At 70.8% G+C, this 21,631-nt stretch carries 18 protein-coding genes, 2 tRNA genes and 2 pseudogenes; 14 read left to right on the top strand and 8 right to left on the bottom strand.

Annotated elements, in window-relative coordinates; translation table 11 throughout:
* Positions 1 to 540 precede the first annotated feature (540 nt).
* Entirely contained in the window at positions 541 to 1,563 is a 1,023-nt protein-coding gene (locus ACSMXW_RS21600; RefSeq protein WP_485798462.1) for an adenosine deaminase, read from the top strand.
* A gap of 86 nt (positions 1,564 to 1,649) precedes the next feature.
* On the opposite strand, the gene ACSMXW_RS21595 is transcribed toward ACSMXW_RS21600, so the two are convergent.
* Positions 1,650 to 2,246: a TetR/AcrR family transcriptional regulator gene (locus ACSMXW_RS21595; RefSeq protein ID WP_485798461.1), complete on the bottom strand. Its 597-nt coding sequence runs from the start codon at positions 2,244 to 2,246 to the stop codon at positions 1,650 to 1,652.
* A gap of 144 nt (positions 2,247 to 2,390) precedes the next feature.
* On the opposite strand from ACSMXW_RS21595, the gene ACSMXW_RS21590 reads away from it, so the two are divergent.
* A complete protein-coding gene (locus tag ACSMXW_RS21590; RefSeq protein ID WP_485798460.1) occupies positions 2,391 to 3,023 on the top strand; it encodes an NAD(P)-dependent oxidoreductase in 633 nt (210 codons plus the stop codon).
* Positions 3,024 to 3,295: 272 nt separating this feature from the next.
* Here the strand turns inward: ACSMXW_RS21590 and ACSMXW_RS21585 are convergent, their stop codons facing one another.
* From ACSMXW_RS21585 to ACSMXW_RS21560, 6 genes are all read right to left on the bottom strand, one after another.
* On the bottom strand, positions 3,296 to 4,357 hold the full coding sequence (locus tag ACSMXW_RS21585) for a UDP-N-acetylmuramate dehydrogenase (RefSeq protein WP_485798458.1): 1,062 nt from the start codon (positions 4,355 to 4,357) through the stop codon (positions 3,296 to 3,298).
* A 479-nt stretch (positions 4,358 to 4,836) separates the two neighbouring features.
* Complete coding sequence (locus tag ACSMXW_RS21580; RefSeq protein ID WP_485798456.1) at positions 4,837 to 5,319, bottom strand: MaoC family dehydratase; 483 nt, start codon at positions 5,317 to 5,319, stop codon at positions 4,837 to 4,839.
* Positions 5,320 to 5,324: 5 nt separating this feature from the next.
* Positions 5,325 to 5,777, bottom strand: coding sequence for an FAS1-like dehydratase domain-containing protein (locus ACSMXW_RS21575; RefSeq protein WP_485798455.1), 453 nt, complete (start codon positions 5,775 to 5,777; stop codon positions 5,325 to 5,327).
* Between the two features lie 97 nt (positions 5,778 to 5,874).
* Positions 5,875 to 6,039 (bottom strand): 50S ribosomal protein L33, encoded by a 165-nt coding sequence (gene rpmG, locus ACSMXW_RS21570; RefSeq protein WP_485798453.1) that lies wholly within the window; start codon positions 6,037 to 6,039, stop codon positions 5,875 to 5,877.
* Between the two features lie 98 nt (positions 6,040 to 6,137).
* Positions 6,138 to 6,210, bottom strand: a tRNA-Met gene (locus ACSMXW_RS21565).
* A 68-nt stretch (positions 6,211 to 6,278) separates the two neighbouring features.
* A tRNA-Thr gene (locus ACSMXW_RS21560) sits at positions 6,279 to 6,351 on the bottom strand.
* A gap of 496 nt (positions 6,352 to 6,847) precedes the next feature.
* Between ACSMXW_RS21560 and ACSMXW_RS21555 the strand changes: the two genes are divergently transcribed.
* The 3 genes from ACSMXW_RS21555 to ACSMXW_RS21545 all read left to right on the top strand — a co-directional run bounded on the left by ACSMXW_RS21555 (position 6,848) and on the right by ACSMXW_RS21545 (position 10,217).
* Positions 6,848 to 8,347 (top strand): amidohydrolase family protein, encoded by a 1,500-nt coding sequence (locus ACSMXW_RS21555; protein ID WP_485798452.1) that lies wholly within the window; start codon positions 6,848 to 6,850, stop codon positions 8,345 to 8,347.
* A gap of 568 nt (positions 8,348 to 8,915) precedes the next feature.
* Positions 8,916 to 9,572, top strand: coding sequence for an SDR family oxidoreductase (locus ACSMXW_RS21550; RefSeq protein WP_485798451.1), 657 nt, complete (start codon positions 8,916 to 8,918; stop codon positions 9,570 to 9,572).
* A 183-nt stretch (positions 9,573 to 9,755) separates the two neighbouring features.
* Positions 9,756 to 10,217, top strand: coding sequence for an ASCH domain-containing protein (locus tag ACSMXW_RS21545; RefSeq protein WP_485798449.1), 462 nt, complete (start codon positions 9,756 to 9,758; stop codon positions 10,215 to 10,217).
* Between the two features lie 738 nt (positions 10,218 to 10,955).
* On the opposite strand, the pseudogene ACSMXW_RS21540 reads toward ACSMXW_RS21545, so the two are convergent.
* Positions 10,956 to 11,158, bottom strand: a pseudogene (locus ACSMXW_RS21540) (IS5/IS1182 family transposase); the annotation flags it as partial.
* Positions 11,159 to 11,764: 606 nt separating this feature from the next.
* On the opposite strand from ACSMXW_RS21540, the gene ACSMXW_RS21535 reads away from it, so the two are divergent.
* The 9 genes and pseudogenes from ACSMXW_RS21535 to ACSMXW_RS21495 form a co-directional block, all read left to right on the top strand.
* Positions 11,765 to 13,414 carry a carbamoyltransferase family protein gene (locus ACSMXW_RS21535; protein ID WP_485798448.1) on the top strand — a complete coding sequence of 550 codons (1,650 nt, stop codon included), beginning with the start codon at positions 11,765 to 11,767 and terminating at the stop codon, positions 13,412 to 13,414.
* A 26-nt stretch (positions 13,415 to 13,440) separates the two neighbouring features.
* Entirely contained in the window at positions 13,441 to 14,463 is a 1,023-nt protein-coding gene (locus ACSMXW_RS21530) for a Gfo/Idh/MocA family protein (protein WP_485798446.1), read from the top strand.
* 8 nt (positions 14,464 to 14,471) lie between these two features.
* Entirely contained in the window at positions 14,472 to 14,933 is a 462-nt protein-coding gene (locus tag ACSMXW_RS21525) for an NUDIX hydrolase (RefSeq protein ID WP_485798445.1), read from the top strand.
* Entirely contained in the window at positions 14,930 to 17,065 is a 2,136-nt protein-coding gene (locus ACSMXW_RS21520; protein WP_485798443.1) for a hypothetical protein, read from the top strand. Before ACSMXW_RS21525 ends, ACSMXW_RS21520 begins: the two co-directional genes overlap by 4 nt.
* Before the next feature lie 11 nt (positions 17,066 to 17,076).
* Entirely contained in the window at positions 17,077 to 17,622 is a 546-nt protein-coding gene (locus ACSMXW_RS21515; protein ID WP_485798441.1) for a GNAT family N-acetyltransferase, read from the top strand.
* Positions 17,623 to 17,639: 17 nt separating this feature from the next.
* A complete protein-coding gene (locus ACSMXW_RS21510) occupies positions 17,640 to 18,410 on the top strand; it encodes an inositol monophosphatase family protein (RefSeq protein ID WP_485798439.1) in 771 nt (256 codons plus the stop codon).
* A 16-nt stretch (positions 18,411 to 18,426) separates the two neighbouring features.
* Complete coding sequence (locus tag ACSMXW_RS21505; RefSeq protein ID WP_485798438.1) at positions 18,427 to 19,719, top strand: DegT/DnrJ/EryC1/StrS aminotransferase family protein; 1,293 nt, start codon at positions 18,427 to 18,429, stop codon at positions 19,717 to 19,719.
* Positions 19,716 to 21,008, top strand: a complete 1,293-nt coding sequence (locus ACSMXW_RS21500) for an MFS transporter (protein ID WP_485798435.1) — start codon at positions 19,716 to 19,718, stop codon at positions 21,006 to 21,008. The genes ACSMXW_RS21505 and ACSMXW_RS21500 overlap by 4 nt, the downstream gene beginning before the upstream one ends.
* 25 nt (positions 21,009 to 21,033) lie before the next feature.
* A pseudogene (locus ACSMXW_RS21495) lies at positions 21,034 to 21,348 on the top strand (site-specific integrase); the annotation flags it as partial.
* Between the last annotated feature and the right edge of the window lie 283 nt (positions 21,349 to 21,631).

Genomic DNA, 21,631 nt, shown 5'->3' with positions numbered 1-21,631 from the left:
CGGTCGGCGAGGCTTGCCGGCCGGTCTCTTGTCGGCTGGCATCTTGCCGGCCGGCATCTTGCCGGGGACCGCTGCCGGTGGCCCTGGACGTGTCCGGGGTGCCTCCTGAGGACGGTGGCGGTGTGCGGGTATCTCCTCGGCCGGTCGCGCAGTTCCCCGCGCCCCTTTCCGGCGCGCCGAAGCCCGCCCGCGCCCCGTCGGGGGCGCGGGGAACTGCGCGAGCAACCAGAACCGGCGGACGATCCGGACACGGCGGGGGCAGCCCCCTCGGGGCGGTGCTCCCCCCGGCGGCGGAGCCAGGCGGCCCCGGTTTTCCGTGCAAGGCCCGGGTCCCGTCCGGGGCGGACGGCCCGGCCCCGTCCGGGCGGGCGCACCCGGCAAAGCTCGTATGCGGTCGCACCGCTCTCCGCGCGCCGTCGTGCGCGCGGAGCACGCGCCGCCGGCGCGCCCCACGTGCGCCGTTCGCTCATCCGTCCGGGCAAGGACCCGAACAGGCAATCCGGCTACCGCGCCCCGCTCCGCATACGGCAAGATCCTTGAATGGAGCGAGGAGTACGTGACGTAAGCGAGCTGCCCAAGGCCCATCTGCACCTGCACTTCACCGGGTCGATGCGGCCGACCACGCTGCTGGAGCTCGCCGACAAATACGGGGTCCGCCTGCCGGACGCGCTGACGGCCGGGGAGCCGCCGAAGCTGCGCGCCACGGACGAGCGCGGCTGGTTCCGCTTCCAGCGCCTCTACGACGCCGCACGCGCCTGTCTGAGGGCGCCGGAGGACATCCAGCGACTGGTGCGCGAGGCCGCGGAGGAGGACCTGCGGGACGGCAGCGGATGGCTGGAGATCCAGGTGGACCCCACCTCGTACGCGCCCCTGCTCGGCGGGCTCACCCCCGCGCTGGAGATCATCCTGGACGCCGTCGAGACCGCCTCGCGCGACACGGGCCTCGGGATGCGCCTGCTGATCGCCGCCAACCGCATGAAGCACCCGCTGGACGCCCGCACGCTGGCGCGGCTCGCGGTGCGCTACGCCGACCGCGGCATCGTCGGCTTCGGGCTCTCCAACGACGAGCGGCGGGGCATGGCCAGGGACTTCGACCGGGCCTTCGCCATCGCGCGGGAGGGCGGACTGCTGTCGGTGCCGCACGGCGGCGAGCTGACCGGTCCCGAGTCGGTGCGCGACTGCGTGGACGACCTCGGCGCCGCCAGGATCGGCCACGGCGTACGGGCCGCCGAGGACCCGGCGCTCGTCCGGCGGCTCGCCGAGCGCGGCGTGACGTGCGAGGTCTGCCCGGCCTCCAACGTCGCCCTGGGCGTCTACGAGAAGCCGGAGGACGTCCCGCTGCGCCTGCTGTACGAGGCCGGGGTGCCGCTGGCGCTGGGCGCGGACGACCCGCTGCTGTTCGGGTCCCGGCTGGCCGCCCAGTACGAGATCGCGCGGCGGCACCACGGGTTCACCGACGCGGAGCTCGCCGAGCTGGCCCGCCAGTCCATCCGGGCCTCGGCGGCGCCGGGCGACGTGCGCGAGAAGCTGCTGGCGGGCGTGGACGCCTGGTTGGTGCACTGACGGGCGCCGCGGGCACGACGAGTGCCCCCGCGGCCTCGCCGGCGCGGTCTCGGCCGCCGGTTCCCGCGGCCGCCCGGGGCGTGCGCCTAGGCGATGCCCGTCAGGAGGGTACGGGCGAGCCCGGCGGCGAACTCGTCGAGCGGTTGCGGCGGGCGCCCCTCCTCGGTCATGTCGTAGGCGAAGGCCCGCTGGGCGCAGGCGCCCAGCAGGAGCGAGGCGGCCGCGAAGACGTCGGCGCCGGCCCTGACCCGGCCGACGGCCTGCTCCGCCCGCAGGTAGGCGGCCAGCCCCTCGATGGGCCGGTGCGGGCCGCTGCCGAGCTGCCTGAGCGCCTCGTCGTGGCGGCGCTTGAGCTGCATCTCGGCATAGAGCGAGGCGGCGATCGGGAAGCTCTGCTCGTAGAAGAGGGCGGCACGGCGGGCGATCTCGGTGAGGTTCGCCTCCAGACCGCCCTCCCCAGGGCCGGCGGTCAGCTCGTCGAGCAGCGGGGTGAGCTGCGGCAGCCGCTCCCCGAGGACGCTGATGAACAGCTCCTCCTTGCTGGCGAAGTGCTTGTAGAGCGCCGCCTCCGAGCAGCCGGCCGCCCGCGCGATCTCCTTGGTGGTGGTGCGGGCGAGCCCGACGGTCAGCATGAGCTGGTGGGCGGCGTCCAGAATGCGCTGCCTGGTGGGCCGCTGCTGCATACACGCTCCCTGACGCTGCCGAGTGAGGCCGATGACGGTGCCGGGTAAGGCCAGGCCAATGCTGCCAGGCGGCTTGACTCGTGGGTGGGTACTTACCCACCCTAGTGGTGAGTGAACACTTACCCACCCCCTGAGGAGGGTGCCTTGAAGCTCACGGTGTTCGGTGCGACCGGCGGCGTCGGCCAGGAGATCGTCCGGCAGGCCCTGGCCGCGGGCCACGAGGTGACGGCCGTGGTGCGGGACCCTGCCCGGCTGATGGTGCGGGGCGACCGGCTGGAGGTGTTCCGCGCCGATCTGACGGATCCGGGGGCGGTACGGGCCGCGGTGGCCGGGCGTGCGGCGGTGCTCTCCGGCCTCGGGGCCCGCACCCGGCGCGACGCCGGGATCACCGCGAAGCTGACGCGTACGGTGCTCGCCGCCATGGAGGCGGAGGGCGTGCGCCGGCTCGTCGTGGTCTCCGCGGCCCCGGTGGGTCCGAAGGCCGAGGGGGAACCGTTCGTCGACCGCGCGATGATCTCGGTCGTGAAGGCGGTCCTCAAGGAGATCTACGCCGACCTGGCCGCCATGGAGCGCGATCTCGCCCGGAGCGCCACGGACTGGACGTCCGTGCGGCCGCCCAAACTCACGGACCGTGCGCTCACCGGCACCTACCGCACGGTCGTCGGCGGCACCCCGCGCAGGGGCCGCACCATCGGCCGCCCGGACGTCGCCCACGCGATGCTCGCGGCCCTCGCGGACCCGGCTACGGTGCGGCAGGGGGTGGGGGTGGCGTACTGACGGAGGGCGCGGCCCACGGGGACCCGCCTGAGCGGACAGGGGCGGAGCCCACGGGGACCCGGCTCAGCGGACAGGGGCGGAGCCCACGGGGACCCGGCTCAGCGGACAGGGGCGGAGCCCACGGGGACCCGGCTCAGCGGACAGATGGGCGCAGCCCACGGGGACCCGGCTGAGCGTGACAGAGGGCGCAGCACACGGTGACCCGCCTCAGCGGACAGAGAGCGCAGCCCACGGTGGCGCGCCTCAGAAGGCGCAGCCCACAGCCGTCTGGCTCAGAGCGCGCAGCCCACGGTCACCGGCTCGTTGACCAGTCGCACCCCGAAGGCCTTCTCGACGCCGGCCACGACCTCGCGGGCCAGTGCGAGCAGGTCCTCCGTGCGGGCGCCGCCGCGGTTGGTGAGCGCCAGGGTGTGCTTGGTGGAGATGGAGACCCGGCCGGAGGCGGGGCCGTATCCCTTGCCGAAGCCCGCCTTGTCGATCAGCCAGGCGGCGGACATCTTGATGTGCCCCTCCCCCGCCGGATAGGCGGGCAGGGTGACATCGTCGCCGAACCGCGCCGCCACGCGCGCGTGGAGCGCGGCGAACTCCTCCTCGGTGAGGACGGGGTTGGTGAAGAACGACCCCGCCGACCAGGTGTCGTGGTCGTCCGGATCGAGCACCATGCCCTTGCCCGCGCGTAGCTTGAGCACCGCCTCGCGCGCCCGGGCGAGCGGCACCCTGTCGCCGACCTCCACGCCCAGCGCCCTGGCCGTCTCGGCGTAGCGGACCGGTGCGGAGAGCCCGTCGGCGTCCTCCAGCCGGAACCGCACGCGCAGGACCACGAAGCGATCGGGTTCGGCCTTGAAGCGGCTGTGCCGGTACGAGAACGCGCACTCGGCGTTTGGAATCGTCACCGTCTCGCCCGCTCGCCGGTCGTAGGCGATCACTTCGGTGAGGGTGGCGGAGACCTCCTGGCCGTAGGCGCCGACGTTCTGGACCGGGGTGGCGCCCGCCGAGCCGGGGATGCCGGCCAGGCACTCGATGCCGGCGAACCCCTTCTCCACGGTCTGGGCGACCGCGTCCGTCCATGTCTCGCCCGCCGCCACCTCGAGCTCCGTGCCGTCCAGCTCGAAGCCGGTGGTGGCGATGTGCAGGGCGGTGCCGTCGAAGCCCCGGTCGCCGATCACGAGGTTGCTGCCGCCGCCGATGAGCAGCAGCGGGGTGCCCTCGGCGTCGGCGGCGCGGACCGCGGCGATCAGTTCGGCCTCGGTGGTCGCGGTGAGGAGCCGCGCCGCCGGGCCGCCGAGCCGGAAGGTGGTGAGGGGGGCGAGCGGGGCGTCGTGGAGTTCGTGCACGACCAGAAGGGTACGGGGCGCTGCGGTCGGCGCGCGGCACGGACGGTGGGGCGGCGACTCGTGCGCCACCGCCATGGGTGCGGGCGACTGCGCGCCCGACCACCCACCGGCCGTCCCCCACTGCCTCAGGCCGTCGGAGGTGCCGCCACCGGAGACGACGGAGACTGCCCCTCGGGACGGTGGCCACCCGCCGGGCTCGTCAGGAGGATGGCGACCCGCCGGGCTCCTCGGGACGGTGGCGACCCGCCGGGCTCTTCGGGACGGTGGCGACCCGCCAGTCCCGTCAGGACGGTGGCCACCCGCCGCTCTCGTCAGGACGGTGGCCACCCGCCGCTCTCGTCGGGGCTGGTCGCGCCCGTGCGGCGGAGCCGTATATCGGCACGACACAGCCCCGCACCCCTGACGGGCACGCCCGGCCTGCCGCCGGCGGAGCGCACCCCTGCCTGGGCCGTGCCCCGCCTCACAACGGGGCCGCCGGCTCAGGCGAGCCGTACCACCGCGCGGGCCTGGCCGAGGACCTTCTTGCCGCCGGACGTGGCGGTGAGGTCGACGCGGACCTGCTGATCGTCGAGCTTGGCGGCGACCTTGCCGGAGACCTCGATCAGGGCGCCCTCGTCGTCGTCCGGGACCACGACCGGCTTGGTGAAGCGGACGCCGTACTCGACGATCGCGCCGGGGTCGCCGGCCCAGTCGGTGACCACCCGGGCCGCCTCGGCCATGGTGAACATGCCGTGCGCGATGACGTTCTCCAGGCCGACGCTCTTGGCGAACCGCTCGTTCCAGTGGATCGGGTTGAAGTCCCCGGAGGCACCCGCGTACCGGACTAGCGTCTCCCTGGTCACCGGGAAGGTGCGGGCGGGCAGCTCGGTGCCCACCTCCGTGGTGTCGTAGGCGGGCCGCTCGGGGGCGGGCCGCGCCGCGCTCTGCACCGTCTGTGCCGTCTGTGCCGTCTGCTCCGTCATCCGGATCAGGCCTCCTCGGGTCCGCGCGCCACGAGCTTGGTCCAGGCGGTCACCACATGCTCACCGGCCTCGTCGTGCACGTCACCGCGGATCTCCAGGAAGTCGTTGCCCGCGAGGGACTTGATGGACTCGATGGTGGTGGTGACGGTGAGCCGGTCGCCCGCTTGCACCGGGCGGGTGTACGAGAACCTCTGGTCGCCGTGGACCACCCGGCTGTAGTCGAGTCCGAGCTGGGGGTCCTCGATGACCTGTCCCGCGGCCCGGTAGGTGATCGAGAAGACGAACGTCGGCGGGGCGATCACGTCGGGGTGGCCGAGCGCCTTGGCGGCCTCCGTGTCCGCGTACACGGGGTTGTCGTCCCCCACGGCCCGCGCGAACTCCCGGATCTTCTCCCGGCCGACCTCATAGGGGTCGGTGGGCGGGTAGGTCCGCCCGACGAAGGACTGGTCGAGCGCCATGGCTCGGCACCTCCTGCTCTGATGTCTCCCTGAAACGACGCGAGGCCGTCCCCGTCAATTGGGGGACGGCCTCGAAGAAGAGTCCTGGCTGACGCGTCTAGCGCGTCTCGCGGTGCGGCGTGTGAGAGTTGCAGCGCGGGCAGTACTTCTTCATCTCCAGACGATCCGGGTCATTACGCCGGTTCTTCTTGGTGATGTAGTTCCGCTCCTTGCACTCCACGCAGGCCAGCGTGATCTTCGGGCGGACGTCGGTGGCAGCCACGTGAGTGCTCCTTGACGAACGGTGGACGTAAAGAACTTGCTTTGAACGCAGAAATAGTAGCCGACCGAAGGACCGACCCCGCAATCGGCTACTGAGAGTAGCGGTGACCGGACTTGAACCGGTGACACAGCGATTATGAGCCGCTTGCTCTACCGACTGAGCTACACCGCTGCGATGTGCTGCGGCACCCCGGCCGAGAACCGGGGTCCCGGCACTTGCAAAGGTACCTCACACATCAGAGCCCCAAAACGGAATCGAACCGTTGACCTTCTCCTTACCATGGAGACGCTCTGCCGACTGAGCTATTGGGGCGAGCGAGGAAGACATTACACGGTCGTCGGCCGTTCGCCCAAATCCGTTTCGGGGGCCCCGCGGTGGGTCCTGCCACGTCATGGCCAAGGCTTCCCCGCCCGCCCCACCAGGCGTGCCCCGTTCCCCGGCGCGGGGCGCCCCGCGCCCGGGCGTCCGGCCGCCCGCCGGACCGGGCCGGTGGACCGTGGCCCAGGCGTGGCATCCGTATGCGTCCGGCCCATGCGCGCCACGCCAGGCGCACGCGCCCCGCACATCCGCCCCGGACGCCGCACCCGCACACGCCCCGCCTCGTGTCCCCATGCCCGCACACCCGGTCGGTCCCGGACGCACCTTCCTGCTGCACCGCACCCGGCACGCTCCCCTCCCGGGCACATCCCGGGCACCACACCGGCACGCCCCGTCCCGGGCACCACACCGGTACGACTATTCCGCTCCTCCCGGACGGCCGGGCGCCGTCACCCTAGGCTCGGCGTACTCCCCCGACGCCAGGAGCCCGATGCCCGACAGCCAGCCGCAGTGGCCCCCGCCCTCCGGCCCCGCCGGGTACCCCGGTGGGTGGGGCGGACCCGCGGGCGGGGGCGGCGGTCTGCTGCTCAGCGGCGCACGACTGGCCGACGGCCGCAAGGTGGACGTACGGCTGGCCGGGCCGCGCATCGAGGCGGTCGGCACGGTGGGCAGCCTCGGCGCGCCGCCGGGCACCGCGCTGGTGGACCTGGACGGCTATCTGCTGCTGCCCGCCCCCGCCGAGCCGCACGCGCACGGCGACACGGCCCTGTCGGCGGACGCGGACGGGCCGGTCGGCTACGAGCCGGAGGACGTCCAGCGGCGCGCCACGGAGGCCGCGCTGCTCCAGCTCGGCCACGGCGCCACCGCCCTGCGGTCACACGTGCGGATCGGCGAGGTGCACGGCCTGGACGCCCTGGAGGCCGTCCTGGAGGCCGGGCGCGCGCTGCGCGGACTCGCCGACCTCTCCGTGGTGGCGGTGCCACGGCTGCTAACCGGGGCCGCCGGCGCCGAGGGGCTGGCGCTGCTGCGGGACGCGGTCAAGATGGGCGCCTCGGTGGTGGGCGGCTGCCCGGACGCGGACCCCGACCCCGCCGGCTATGTGGAGGCCGTCCTGGAGATCGCGGCGGAGCACGGCTGTGCGGTGGACCTGCACACGGACGGTGACGATCCGGCGCGCCTCGCGCGGCTCGCCGCGGCGGTCGGCGGGTTGCGGCCGGGAGTCGCCGTCGGGCCCTGCGGCGGACTGGCGCGGTTGCCCGCGAAGGTCGCGGGGCAGGCCGCGGAGCGGCTCGCCGCGGCGGGGGTGACGGTGGTGTGCCTGCCGCAGGGCGGCTGCGGGACGTCCGGCCTCGGCCTGCCGGCCGACCTGACCGTGCCGGCCGGTCTCGGTACGGACGCCGGCCCGGGGCCGCCGGCCGACTCGGGTGCCCCGGGCCTGGGGGCGCCGCCGGCCGCGGGTGCGCAGTCGGTCCCCGGTGTGCCGGGCGCGGGTGTGCCGTCGGGCGCGGGCATGCCGCTTGCGAACGGCGTATCGGAGCATGCCGTGGGTGCGGCGCGCACGGGCACGGCTCCTGTGCGGCTGCTGCGCGCCGCGGGAGTACGGGTCGCGGCGGGCAGCGGCGCCCTGCGCGACCTGACGAACCCGGTCGGCCGCGGTGACCCGCTGGAGGCCGCCTACCTGCTGGCCTCCCGCCACGGCCTGTCCCCGGCGGACGCCTACGAGGCGGTGAGCGGCGCGGCCCGGGCGGCCCTCGGCCTGCCCGAGGTCCGTGTGGAGGCCGGCTTCCCCGCGGATCTCCTCGCGGTACGGGGGCGGCGCCTGGCGGGCGCCCTCTCCCTCGCGTACAGCCGCGTCGTCGTGCACCGCGGCCGTGTCGTCTCCCGCACCAGCGCGGTACGCGAGTACTGCGACTCGGCCGCCGCCATCGCCCTGGACCTGCCCCGGCAGGGCGGGGGGCCACGAGGACTGGGGTGGGGCGGAGGGGCGTGAGGCGGTGCGTGAGGCGGTGCGCGGCGGGCCCCGGAACACGGCCCGCGCCCTCACGACCGCGCGGCGCAACCCGTGCCCCGCAACACGCCCCTCACCCCGGCGACACGAGGCGCGCCCCAACGGCACGGGCCGTGCCCTGCGGCACGACCGGCGCCCTCACCGAACGGGACCCACTCCCCCAGCGACGCGAACCGGAGCCCCGCGACAGGACCGACGCCCCGCGACACGACCGACGCCCCGCGACAGGACCGGCACCGCCGCCCCCACGCCACGACCGGGACCGACGAGACGCGGCCGCCGCCGACAGACGCGGCCCGCACGGACACCCTCGGCCGACACCGGGGGACACGGTCGCCGCCGGGGGACACGGCCGAACTTGCCCGACCGCAGACGCACACGGCCGAACGCAGACGCACACCGCCGAACGCGGACGGAAACGGCCGAACGCAGACGGACTCGGTCGGAACGCCCGCAGTGCCCGCAGTGCCCGCAGCGCCCGCAGCCCCCTGGCGCAGCCGACCCCCCCGTCGTGCGGCGAACTCACCCTGCACGGCGTACGGTCGAAAGCATGCGTACTGTGATCGCTGGCGGACATGGTCAGATCGCGCTGCGGTTGGAGAAACTGCTCTCGGCACGCGGTGACGAGGTCGTGGGGTTGATCCGCAACCCGGCGCAGGCGGACGACCTGCGGGCGGCCGGCGCCGAGCCCGCGGTGTGCGACCTGGAATCGGCCTCGGTCGACGAGGTGGCGCGCCATCTCGAGGGCGCCGACACGGCGGTCTTCGCGGCGGGCGCGGGGCCGGGCAGCGGAGTCGAGCGCAAGGAGACGGTGGACCGGGCGGCGGCGGTGCTGTTCGCGGACGCGGCCGAAAGGGCGGGTGCCCGCCGGTTCCTCCTCGTCTCCTCGCAGAACGCCGACCCGGACCACGCCGGGGACGAGGTCTTCGACGCGTACCTGCGCGCCAAGGGCAAGGCGGAGGAGGCCCTCCGGGGCCGTTCCGGCCTGGACTGGACGATCCTGCGGCCGGGGAGGCTCACCAACTCCCCCGGCACGGGCCAGGTCCGCCTGGAGGCCAGCACCGGCCGCGGCGACATCCCCAGGGACGACGTCGCCATGGTCCTGGCCGAACTGGGCGACTCGGCCGCGACGGCGGGCCTCACCCTGGAGCTGATCGGCGGCTCGACACCGGTCTCGGTGGCGGTGAAGTCGGTGGCCGGAAACTGAGCTCCCACGGCGCCCGCGGCATCGGTGGCCCCTCGGCGCGCCCGGCCATCGTCGGCACGCCGATACGGTGGCCGCATGACGACGGACCGCCCTGCGGAAGCGGGTCCGCCTCCGGGCGCGGACGCAGGTCTCCCTTCGGGCGCAGAGGAAGGCCTCCCCTTGCGCGCAGACGGAGGCCTCCCCGTGAGCGCAGACGTGGCTCTCCCTTCGGCCGCGGACCTCGCGGCGCTGCCCAGAGCCGAGTTCGCGTTCCCCGGCCCGCTGCGCGACCGGCTCGTCTCGGCGATCCTGGACGGCTCCAAGACGTCCACGACGGGCGTCGTCGCCGACTACGAGCACGGGGGAGAGCCGCTGCCGGAGGTGGGCGACCGGGCGGTGGTCACCGACTCGGACGACCGCCCCGTCGCCGTCATCGAGGTGACCGCCGTGCGCATCGTCCCGCTGGCGCAGGTGGATCTCGCCCACGCCCTGGACGAGGGAGAGGGCGACACCAGCGTCGCCGAGTGGCGCGCGAACCACGAACGCTTCTGGCACAGCGAGCAGATGCGTACGGCGCTGGAGGACCCCGAGTTCACCGTGGACGACACCACCCCGGTGGTCCTCCAGCGCTTCCGCGTCACCGCAGACCTCCGCACCACCGGCTGACACCCACAGCTCACGGCCCCGCGGCCCACAGCGCTGCGCCGCGGTCCGAGAGACGTAGGAAGTTCTGCGCAAACAACGCGTTGGTCGCCGACCCGGATCATTTTCTGCGCTACATCAGCGCCTCTGTCGGAGGGCGTCCCTCCGAGCCCTCGCAGCGAATACCCGCCCCCACTGCTGCACGGCTGCACGGCTGCACGGCTGCACGGCTGCACGGCTGCACGGCTGCACGGCTGGAAATAACACATCACGCGCGACACACATCTATTACTCTCGGTAACTCAATGGGTCGCCGTTCGGGGCCTGAGAAAAGCACTTCTACACAAAAGGACACGCGGATGCACCGCTCAAAACGGAAGACCCCGGTGAGCGTCGCAAACAACCCGCAGAGGCCACGAGGTGTTTACGCGTGTACCTACAGAATGCGGATGGCCCATAGAGTTCACTTGGCAGCAGCACGAGGAACTCTTGGCCCCCTTGACATACGGCAGAGATGGATGCTCTTCAAGCTGGAGCACGGACTCCGCAAGTTGCGAAGCGCAGCTGAGACCTGTCCGCAAGTACTGCCAGTCCTGGTCAATTCACAAGAGCCCAGAATCCGGGTAACGCATCGCTCTCAGGTAGCCGTTCGGGTTACGACTAGGCCCTTGGAATCCCTCAGTCACGCTACCGCGAGATAGAGATAGAGGAACCAGACCCGACCCAGCGCAGGGGGCCAACCTGAGCCGGCGTGATGCAGGGTGAGGACGGCCTGGACAAGCCTGGACAAGCCTGGACAAGGCCCGTGACGCGGGTGGTCGAGCAGCGGAGTTTGCGGAGGAGCCGCCAGTTCTCGAGGGTGGCCGTGGCTTGTTCGACGAGCGCACGGACCTTGGCCTGGGATCGGTTCACACCCTGCTGACCTGCGGAAAGCTTCTCCATCGGCCGCGGAACCCACCCCGGACCGGTCGATCGGCAGGAGCGTCCCGTCGAGCAGGACGTACGCCTTCGTCGAAGCGGCGAGGAAGGACAGGGACCGAGTGGACGCCTCCGGACCGCACGGGCAGACAAGCACACGAAGCCTCTGGCAGTACCGGATGATCTTGGTCATGAACCCCGTCCACCAGGGGCTTCACCCATCTGTCGGCCCAATGATCTACTCATGAAGCAAGTTGCAAAGGATCACTGCCACTACAAGCGCCGCACTGCCGGTCGCGAACTTCCCCCAACCCGACAGCACGTCAGCTCGCCGACAGAAACAGAAACCCCTGACCAGCAGGAATAGCGAATTACAACTGGAGTACTAGACGCACGCAGCGGATCATTGTACGTTCGGTCAAAGCGCCAGAACAGCCAATTCCCCGGTCCACGGGGCGCCCCCGGGCACCGGCTGCTGCTCCGCGGTAACTGTTGAGGACTTTCATCTGGTTGTGGGCCGCATCCAGGGCCGTCCGGCGAAGAGGCCGCGTACGAGAGTGCGTTCAGTTGGGAAGGGGGGCCGCAAGCAATACGAGCGTACGGGCGTTATCCCGCAAACCGCGTACCTTAATGGCGAACGACAGGGGAGAACTATGATCGTCCTTGGCGTCAGTGGAGGATTAAGCCATGACCCCGCAGCCGCCATCGTCGTCGATGGAAAGCTCGTCGCGTCAGCGGAAGAAGAGCGGTTCCTGCGCAAGAAGCAGGCCGAGGGTGAAATGCCCATTAACGCCGTCGCTTACTGCCTCAGCGAGGCCGGGGTCCGGCTTGGCGACGTCGACCTCATCGCCACCGGCTGGGATGGTGGGCTGGCGCCGGAGTCCGACTACATCGCCGGGTACACCGCGCAGCTGATGGGCCACGAGTTCTTCGAGGGCCAGAAGCTGCCGCCGCTGCAGCCGGTCGCCCACCACGTGGCGCACGCCTATGCGGCCTGCATCGGGTCCGGGTTCGACGAGGCGGCGGTTCTCGTCGTCGACGGACAGGGCGAGCAGGCGTCCACGACGCTCTACCACCTCACCAACGGCGAGCTGCGCGAACTCGGCCGGATGGGCATCGAAGACTCCCTGGGGCACATGTACGAAGCCGTCACCAGGTTCATCGGGTTCCGCTTCGGCAGCGAAGGCAAGACCATGGGGCTTGCCGCCTACGGCAGGCCGACCGTGCGGTTCCCGCTCACCATGACCGCCGACGGGTACGAGGTCGGCCTGCCGAGGCCGACCGGGCCGTACGACCGCCGCTCGTCAGACGTCGTGCACGGCTGGATGGACTGGCTCGCGAGCAGGCTCTCCGTCAAACCAGAGCGTGAGCTGGTGTTCGACCATCCGCGCGCCCGCGCGCGGATCCGCGGCCCGGAGATCATGCAGTACGCCGACATAGCGGCCAGCGCCCAGTCGGAGCTCCAGGCGACGCTGCGGCACCTGGCCGAGCTGGCGGTGCGCCGGACCGGCTCGGGCAACCTCGTGGTCGGCGGCGGGTGCGGACTCAACTGCTCGGCGAACGGGCAGCTCAGCCAACTGCCGTGCGTCAGCGACTTCTACGCGTTCCCGGCGTCGGGCGATGGCGGTACGGCCGCGGGTGCGGCGCTCTGGGCCGCCAAGTCGGCCGGCGAGACGGTCCGCGGACCGATCGGGCATGCCTACTTCGGCCCGGAGTTCTCCTCCGAGGAGATCAAGCTCGCCATCGAGACCGCCGGGCTGAGCGCACGGCACGTGCCGGCGATCGCCGAGCGCACCGCTGAGGCGATCGGCTCTGGGAAGGTGGTCGGCTGGTTCCAGGGAAGGGCGGAGCTCGGCCCGCGCGCCCTGGGGCACCGGTCGATCGTGGCCGACCCCACCAGGAAGGAGATGCTCGAGACGGTCAACCGGATCAAGGGGCGCGAGATGTGGCGCCCGCTTGCGCCGAGCATGACCGCCGAAACCGCCGCGCACCTGCTGGAGGGCCGAGGCTCGCCGTTCATGCTCACGGCGGCCACCCTTGCCGCGGAGCAGCGGGACAGACTTCCCGCGGTGAACCACGTGGACGGAACCACGCGGGCGCAGATCGTCGTCCCCGAAACGCATCCGCGGTACGTCGAGCTGATCAACCACATGGAGGCGGCGAACGGCGTGGGGGTCGTGCTGAACACCAGCTTCAACGACGATTCCGAGCCGATCGTGCTGACTCCACGGGACGCCATCAGGACCTTCTACTCGACCGGCCTCGACGGCCTCGCGATAGGGGATTGGTGGCTGGAAAAGTGATGACGCCGACGTCGTGAGGGGGATGCATGACCATCAACGTCGGCATGATCGGTTTTGCCGGGAAGCAGGGACAAGAGCATCTGGCCACGTTACGCCGGATGGACGGCATCGCGGTGTGCGGCGGCGTCGACAGCTCGGCCGACGCCGACAACGTTGCCGCCGAGTACGGGTTCCCGGTGTTCGCCTCCACCGAGGAACTCCTGCGCGGCTGCGCGATGGATGCCTGTTTCGTGGCCGTACCCCACCACCTGCACGTGGACATCGCCAAGAAGCTCCTGGAGGGCCGCATACCGGTTCTCAAAGAGAAGCCGCTCGCGATGAACGAGCTCGAGGCAAGAGTGCTGATGAGGACTGCCGAGCGGACCGGCACCCCGGTCATCACGCTCACCCAGCGGGCATTCCGTTCCGACTTCCTCTTCGCCCGGCGGAGCCTGGCGGCGCTGGGTGAGCCGGTGTGGTTCTGCTACGAGTACCACGCGAATATCCCGTCATCAACCTCCGGCTGGCGGGCGCAGCGCGAGTTCGCGGTCGGCGGAGTTCTGCTCGACATGGGCTACCACGCGCTCGATGTGCTCACCACGTGGTTCGGTGACGCGTTTGAGGCGACCGGCGACATGCACTACGTCTACACGTCGAGCCAGGACGAGACACTGGAGGACATCGCCAGTGTCCGGCTCACCCTGACCGAGGGCGACTGCACCGGCAACCTGCACGTCCTCCGGCACTCCGATCGCAAGCACGAGAGCTTCGAGGTGCACTGCAAGGGTGGGATGGTGCGGATCGATCCGCGGAACGCCGTCGTCACCGTCACCCGGCACGGCTCGGCGAACCAGGAGGTCACCCGGTTCACCGCCGACAAGCTGGCCATCGGTGAAGGCGTGCTCTCGGAGGCCCTGAAACTGATGGGCCGGCCGGACGACTGGCGGTCTCATTTGAGAAGACACGTCGCCAACGTCCGGCTGTGCGAGCTCATCTACCACGAGTCGACGCACCATCGGTGGCGCACCCTGAACGACAACGAAGCCTTGATTGGCGAGGCAAAACTATGAGCCACTCGATGACCGCGGTTGACGGCCGGAGCCAATTGGTCGGCGCGGTGCTGGTGAACGCGAACGGCCGCGCCTACGTTCAGCGGCGCAGTTCGAGCAGGCCGGTCTTCCCCGACGGGTGGGACATCGTCGGCGGCAAGGTCGAGCCGGGTGAGACCGCAACGGAGGCGCTGGTGCGGGAGATTCGGGAAGAGACGGGGATCGCGACCGAACTCGACATCAACTGGTTCTCCTGCCGGTGGATTCGGCTGCAGGACGACACGGCGCACGAGTGTCTTTTCTGGGTGCGGCTGGATATCGGCGACGAGGAGCTTCGACTCGAGGAAAGAAAGTTCGCCGAGGGTGCGTGGGTGGACAACACCGACGTCCGGCTGGCCGACAATCTGCGGCTCGGTTACGGCGATCACATCCCGTCGGCGGTGCTGATGGCCCTGTACCTGTCTTCCACGAACGAGGATGCCCAGACATGAAGATCCGGACGGTGGCGGAAGCACGCGATCTTCGGCAGGTCAGCGGACTCGCCCTGCTGGGCGCTCCGTCCAGGACCCTGCAACGGATGCTGGCCGAGTTCGCGGACCCGGCGGTGCACGCCGATCAGGCAGCCGCGGTCAACGGGGCGGCGCCGCCCCGCGAGAAGGCATGGGTCGTCGACTGCTCCGGCGGTGAGTACGAGGATGTGTCCCGCTATTTCGCGCGCTGCAAGCAGGCATCCTGGGCACGCGCCGGGGACCTGGTCGACGAGGACGTTCGGTCGGCGGAGTCCGTCATCCTGATGGGGCACGAGGCGGACGTCTCACTCGAACGGGTCTTCCGGCTGATGGAACGGTGTCCACGCACGGCCGTCGGAGTGATGGCCACGCGGAGCACGGAGGAACTGAGCTTCCTGGTCGTCAAAACGCTCATATACTCGCAGGTCACCGGCGGCACGGACATCTGCATCGCGCCGCTGGTCGCCGGCGGCGAGGCCATCGCGTCGACGTCGCTCACCGTGTACCCGGACGGTGTGCCGGCCCCGGTGGCGCGGTTGCGCGAGCCGCTCCGTGCGCTGAGCGTGTGCGCGCACGGCAACGAGGACTACGTGATTGCCGGTCCGCAGCAGAAGTTCTGCGGTAAGCGCGGGCCGGCGCCGGAACCGGCCCGGGAACCGGCCATCGCGCACCTCGGCGTGACCGCTACGGCACCCGCCTGCGTCGCGGACGGCACGTGTGCGTTCGACGGCGACGAGCTGCTGCGCCCGCAGGACGTCCAGGCGCGCGCGGTGCTGTTGAACACCTGCTTGTCCGCCAAGGGATCGGTGTCCCTGTTCGGTGGGCTCAACGAGTTCTCGGTCGGACAGGCGTTCCTCGACGGCTGGGCCGCCGCGCTTTTCGCAAGCCCGTTATTGAAGGAGAGCACGCTCGGCGAGAACCTGTTGTTCCACGCCTTGGTCGACAGCGGCGCGACGATGGGCGAATGCGCGCGAGCGGTGAACGATCACATGCGCCAGACCGGGATCGATTCGCCGAGCGTGGTTCTCTGGGGTGATCCGGAACTCCGGCTGACCGCTCCGCGGGCGAGCCGGGACTGGCCGCGGGTAAACGGGTGGAACGACGGCCGGGACGTGCACCTCCGGGTGCCGGCCGGCGCCGCGCCGGCCGGCTTCGTGGAGCTCGATGCCGGGCGGGAGCACAGACTCGTGCCCGATGTCGTGTCCGGAGACGTGGGGGAGTCGCTGTTCTGGTTCCGGGGCCGGCTTCCGGTCGGTGAAGGCGTGCTGCTCCTGCCGCTGGATCCCGGGCACCGGGCCCGCAACGACGTGTCGATCGTGTTCCGGGAAGCCCAGCACTCGGCGACGACCAGGTACCTCGCGGATTCGATCAGGGCCGTGGACCGGCTGCGCTTCCTCGGTGTCTATGCGGACGGGCACAGAGGAGCGCTGCATGGCGCCGCGCAGTCGCTGCCGACGTTGGTCAGGCTCGAAGCCAAGGCGCGCCTGGATCTCGGGCTGTTCGCCTCCTTCGACAAGCGGCGGCAGTCGATCCTCGGTGACCTGCGCGAGAGCGACTCGCTGGTGCTGAACCGGCTGCTGAAGATGACCAGGCGGAGCGAGTTCCACTTCGTCGAGGGTTACCGCGACACCGTGCAGACCGTGGCGCGGATCGCGCCGGGCCCCTGTCCGTACTGCGGTGAGGTGGTGCTGCGGTACGAGTGCCGGACGCTCCACGACCCGGACATGCTCAGGTTCCTCGACTCGTGCCCGGTGTGCGGGGCCAATCAGGACGTCGATGATCCGGGCGTGAATTTCTTTGTCGACTGCAAGACAGAATTGCTGTCCGAGACGGACGTTCCGTTCTCCGTGGAGTTGAGCAACGACAGCGCGAAGGCGATCGACGGGGTCATCGGTGGCGCGTTCACCCACGGTGTGCTGGATGGCCTGGAAGTCAGGCTGGCGGACGCCGAACTGTACGCTCGGCCGGGCGAGACCGTCACCGTCGAAGGAAGTTTTCGCATGAACTCTCCGGCAAATCAGCACACCAAACGCCTGCGGCTGTACGTCGTGGCCGGCGGCCGGGTCCTATTCGCGGGCCGTTCGTTCGGTGTTCCGCGGAGCGCACTGTCGTGACGAGTGATCGGGTGGAACGCGAGGTCCGGCTCCGCGCCTTCCACGAGGATGATCTGGCTGTCCTGGCGGACTGGTGGCTGCACGACGATGTCCGGGACCTGCAGTCGGATTGGCCGGTTCCCCGGCCGCCGGAGGTCATGAAGGACATCTTCCGGAACTGGGGGAGCAACGATCCGGCGGCCGATTCCTTCGCCCTGGCGGTGGATGCGGGCGGGTCGTTGGCCGGCTACGTCGCCGTCTTCGGCTTCCGGTCGCCCAGCCGCACCGGTGAACTCGCGATCATGCTCGGTCCAGAGCACCAGGGGCAGGGGCTGGGCCGCCCGGCCATGACCGAGTTGCTGACCGTGGCGTTTTCCCGGTTGGACCTGCATCGGGTGGAGGTGCACGTCTTCTCGTTCAACACGCGAGCCATCGGTTTGTACTCGTCGCTGGGATTCGTGGAGGAGGGGCGGTTGCGCGAGCGCGTTTTTCACGGCGGGCGGCGGCACGACGACGTCGTGATGGGGATCTTGCGAACGGAATGGGAAGGTCGCGAAGCGCAGAACCAGGCGGAGTGAGACTGATGAACTCGGACATGGAATTGGCCCTGTACCTGGCTGACCGGGTGGATGCGGTCACCATGGATCACTTCGAGCGGGACGACCTCGTCGTACGGCAGAAACCCGATCGCACCCCGGTGACCAACGCCGACCTCGCCGCCGAAGAGCTGCTGAGGACGATCCTGGCCGAGCGGCGGCCGCAGGACGCCGTGCTGGGCGAGGAGCGCGGTGGGCGGAGCAGCGTGGACGGACGAGTCTGGGTCCTCGATCCGATCGACGGGACCAAGAACTTCCTGCGGGGGGTACCGGTCTGGGCCACGCTGATCAGTCTGGCGGTGGACGGTGAGCCCGTACTCGGCGTCGTGAGCGCGCCCGCTCTCGGCCGACGATGGTGGGGCGTACCGGGTATCGGTGCGCACGTCGACTGCATGGGCCGGACACGTGAGCTGTGTGTGTCCGAGGTGGCCGAGCTCGACGACGCGTACATGTCCACGACGGAGCTGTCGACCTGGGGCCGGTTCGACTCCGGGCCCGGATACCTCGAACTGGCTTCGAAGGTCTACCACGACCGGGCGTTCGGCGATTTCTGGTCGCACTGCCTCGTCGCGGAAGGCGTGCTGGACATCGCGGCGGAGCCGGTGGTCAGCCCGTGGGACATCATGGCGCCGGCCGCAGTCGTCCGGGCGGCCGGCGGCCGGTGCACGGCGCTGGACGGCGGAACTCTGTGGTACGGCGACGGGGTGTTGTCCGCGAATTCGAACCTGCACGAGCTGGCGACGCCGTTCTTCGGTTCCCGACAACGATGACGGAGGATCTTTGACCATGGAGCTCTCAGCGCTGGCCCTGTTCGGCGGAACGCCGGCCGTCTCGGCGCCGCGACCGCACGAGGTGTGGCCGCCCCAGCCGAGCGAGGACGAACTGGCGCAGCTCGCCGAGCAGCGGCGCACGGACATCTCCATCCGCGGCAACGACGGCCCGACCGGAGAGCTGGAGCGGGAGTTCCTCGCCTTCCTCGGCGGTGGGGCCTCGTACGCCGTCACGTTCAACTCCGGTACCAGCGCGCTGCTCGCCGCCTACTTCGCCCTGGGTGTGGAGCCGTCAGCCGAGGTGGTCGGCCCCGACCTTACCTACCACGCAGCGCTGAGCCCCGCGTTCGGTCTCGGTGCTTCGGTCCGGGTGGCCGACATCGACGGCGAGACGCGGTGCATCGATCCGGCGAGCGTCGCCGAGCGGATCACCGAGCGGACGCGGGTGGTGACCGCGGTCCACCAGTGGGGCCACCCGTGCGATATGGACGCGCTGCTCGAACTGCGCGACCAGCACGGATTCCGGTTGCTGGAGGACTGCTCGCACGCGCACGGCAGCACGTGGCGGGGGCGGCCGGTCGGCACGTTCGGCGACGCCGCGGTCTTCTCCCTGCAGGCGAACAAGGCCGTGTTCGCCGGTGAGGGCGGGATCATGGTCACCTCGGACGAGCAGGTGCACGACCGCGCGGTGCTGCTGGGGCACTACCGGGACCGGTCCCGCGATCAGGTCATCGACCCGCAGCTGCGCCAGTACTGGGTCACCGGTTTCGGTCTCAAACTGCGCATGTCGCCGTTCAACGCGATCGTGGCCCGGAACTCGCTGGCGGCCTTCCCGGAGCGTTCGCAACAGCGGCACGCCTGCCTGAAGTACCTCAGCGCCGGCCTCCGGGAGGTGTCCTTCCTCGAGCCGGTGGCCATCCGCCCCGAGGCCACCATGGGCGCGTGGTACGGGTACAAGCCTCGCCTGCGGCCGTTGCCGGACGGCGTCACCCGCGATCTCGTCATCCGCGCACTGCGCGCCGAGAACGTCGAAGTAGGGGTGCCGTCCGGTCCGCAACTCTCCACCCAGCCGCTCTACCGCCAGACGCGGCACCCGTTGTTCCCGTCGCTCACCTCCGTGTGCAACGACCCGGCCGAACAGCCCGTCGCGGCGGCCGTCGCGAAGGACGCGCTTTCGTTGCCCACCTTCAACAACTGGCCGGAGGACAAGGCCGTGATCGGCGAGTACGTCGAGGCGTTCAAGAAGGTGGACGCCAACCTCGCCCGGCTGGCGGCGGCGTCGGAACAACGCCTGGAGCACTCGGAGTGAGTGCGATTTCCGACGATTCGGCAGCCGCTCTGACGACACGCCTGTTGTGGCACCGGTTGCCCCGGGAGGGCCAGCTGCTGCTGTCGGTCATCGTGCTGGACAGTTTCGGCAGTGGGCTGGTGTTGCCGTTCACCTTCGTCTACCTGCACGACGTGCTGAAGATCGGGGTCGGTGCCGCCGGGGCGCTGATCGCCGTGCAGGCACTGTCCGGGGTGTTCGCCGTCCTGCCGTCCGGAACGTTGATCGACCGGCTGGGCGCGCGGCGGGTACTCATGGTGGCGCTGGCCATGTTCATACTGGGCGATGTCTCGCTGGCCCTGGTGCGGAACCTGCCGGGGGCGGTGGTCGGCCTGGTGCTGACCGGCGCGGGGCTGGGCGTGGTGCAGCCGGCTGGGCAGAGCCTGATCTCGACGATCGTCCCTTCGGGACTCCGCCCGCGGTACTTCGCCGCGTACTTCCTGCTGTTCAACCTCGGGATCGGGCTCGGTGGCGCGGTCGGCGGGCTGTTCGTGAGCACCAGCCACCCCTGGACGTTCCAGACGATCTTCCTGGTGGATGCGGCGGCCTTCCTGCCCACACTGGCCGTTCTCGCCCTGCCGCTCCGGCAGGTCGGCGGACCACGAGCGGCTCCGGCTGAGCCTGCCGCCGGCAGCTCCGGACCCGGGCCGGGCTACCTGGCCGTGCTGCGCAGACCCGCGGTGCTCGCCCTGACGCTGCTGGAGTTCGGCGCGGTGATCATCGGCTACGGACAGCTCACCAGCGGGCTGCCTGCCTTCGCCGACTCGGTCAGCGGTGCCCCGGCCAGCACGCTGGGCTTCGCGTTCGCCGCGAACACCGCCGTGATCGTGCTCCTGCAGACCTTCGTCGTGGGGCGGATCGAGCGGCGCAGACGGACGCGCGTCCTTGCTGCCGCGGGCGTGATCTGGGCGGCGGCGTGGCTGTTGTTGGGCGGCTCGGGGATCGGGCACAGCTCGTGGTCGGCGGTCGCCCTGCTCATCACCTTCATGGCGGTGTTCGCGCTCGGCGAGACGTTCATCCAGCCGACCTTGCCGGCGATCGTCAACGACCTCGCACCGGACGACCTGCGCGGCCGGTACAACGCGCTCAGCCGGACCGCGAACCAGACGGCGACCGTGCTGGGCCCGGTGCTGGCCGGCCTGCTCCTCGGTCTGCACCAGCCGGCCGTGTACATCGGCCTGCTGGTCGCCGGAAACATACTGATCGCCGTGGTGGCGGTGGTGAACGTGGAGCGGAAGCTTCCCGAGTCGGCGAACCGCACCGCGGCGTAGCCGGGCCCGTCCGCAGCCGTTCGGAAACTCGTTGGCCGTATCCGCTCTTGAAGACGCTTCCACGGTGCGTGCGGCTCTGGACGCGCTGTCCTTGCGGCTCGACGGCAAGTCCGCCGCGGCTCGGACGGCGAAGCGCAAACGAGCATGCCTGAGCGACATCCTGGGATTTGTCGTGGAAGAGCAGTACTTCATCGAACCGGTGAAGCCACTCACCACCGTGAAGTGGACCGCTCCGAGAACAGCTCAGGAGGTGGATCCGGGGAGCGTCGCGAACCCTCGGCAGGTCCGCGCGCTCCTCGCAGGCGTGCGCGCACAGGGGTCACGCGGTGAGCATCTGGAACACAGGTCACCCCCTCGCCCAGCCCCACGGGGAGCTGTCCAGGAACGAAGAAACCCCTCTGACCTGCTGCTTTCACAGGTCAGAGGGGGTTTCCCTCCGTGTGGCGGCGCTAGGATTCGAACCTAGGAAGGCTGAGCCGGCAGATTTACAGGCCGCGACAGGGACCCGTTCCGACCTGGGCACCGCCGCATCCGGTTGACGCCTGCCCCACAGGTGCCCCGCGGTGGGGCTGCGCCATGAGCCGTGGTTCCATCTACGCCCTGGGAGCAGCGCACCCGGCCAT

It is taken from the genome of Streptomyces sp. DSM 116793 (assembly GCF_057320905.1).
Note: the sequence above shows the minus strand (reverse complement) of the source record. Positions and strands in the feature narration are given on the sequence as shown.

Excerpts from the sequence above, each read along its gene's own strand:
- ACSMXW_RS21575 (WP_485798455.1), bottom strand. The coding sequence starts at position 5,777 with ATGGCGCTCGACCAGTCCTTCGTCGGGCGGACCTACCCGCCCACCGAC.
- ACSMXW_RS21580 (WP_485798456.1), bottom strand. The coding sequence starts at position 5,319 with ATGACGGAGCAGACGGCACAGACGGCACAGACGGTGCAGAGCGCGGCG.
- ACSMXW_RS21535 (WP_485798448.1), top strand. The coding sequence starts at position 11,765 with ATGATCGTCCTTGGCGTCAGTGGAGGATTAAGCCATGACCCCGCAGCC.
- ACSMXW_RS21600 (WP_485798462.1), top strand. The coding sequence starts at position 541 with ATGGAGCGAGGAGTACGTGACGTAAGCGAGCTGCCCAAGGCCCATCTG.
- ACSMXW_RS21510 (WP_485798439.1), top strand. The coding sequence starts at position 17,640 with ATGGAATTGGCCCTGTACCTGGCTGACCGGGTGGATGCGGTCACCATG.
- ACSMXW_RS21555 (WP_485798452.1), top strand. The coding sequence starts at position 6,848 with ATGCCCGACAGCCAGCCGCAGTGGCCCCCGCCCTCCGGCCCCGCCGGG.
- ACSMXW_RS21530 (WP_485798446.1), top strand. The coding sequence starts at position 13,441 with ATGACCATCAACGTCGGCATGATCGGTTTTGCCGGGAAGCAGGGACAA.
- ACSMXW_RS21595 (WP_485798461.1), bottom strand. The coding sequence starts at position 2,246 with ATGCAGCAGCGGCCCACCAGGCAGCGCATTCTGGACGCCGCCCACCAG.
- ACSMXW_RS21550 (WP_485798451.1), top strand. The coding sequence starts at position 8,916 with ATGCGTACTGTGATCGCTGGCGGACATGGTCAGATCGCGCTGCGGTTG.
- ACSMXW_RS21525 (WP_485798445.1), top strand. The coding sequence starts at position 14,472 with ATGACCGCGGTTGACGGCCGGAGCCAATTGGTCGGCGCGGTGCTGGTG.
- ACSMXW_RS21520 (WP_485798443.1), top strand. The coding sequence starts at position 14,930 with ATGAAGATCCGGACGGTGGCGGAAGCACGCGATCTTCGGCAGGTCAGC.
- ACSMXW_RS21505 (WP_485798438.1), top strand. The coding sequence starts at position 18,427 with ATGGAGCTCTCAGCGCTGGCCCTGTTCGGCGGAACGCCGGCCGTCTCG.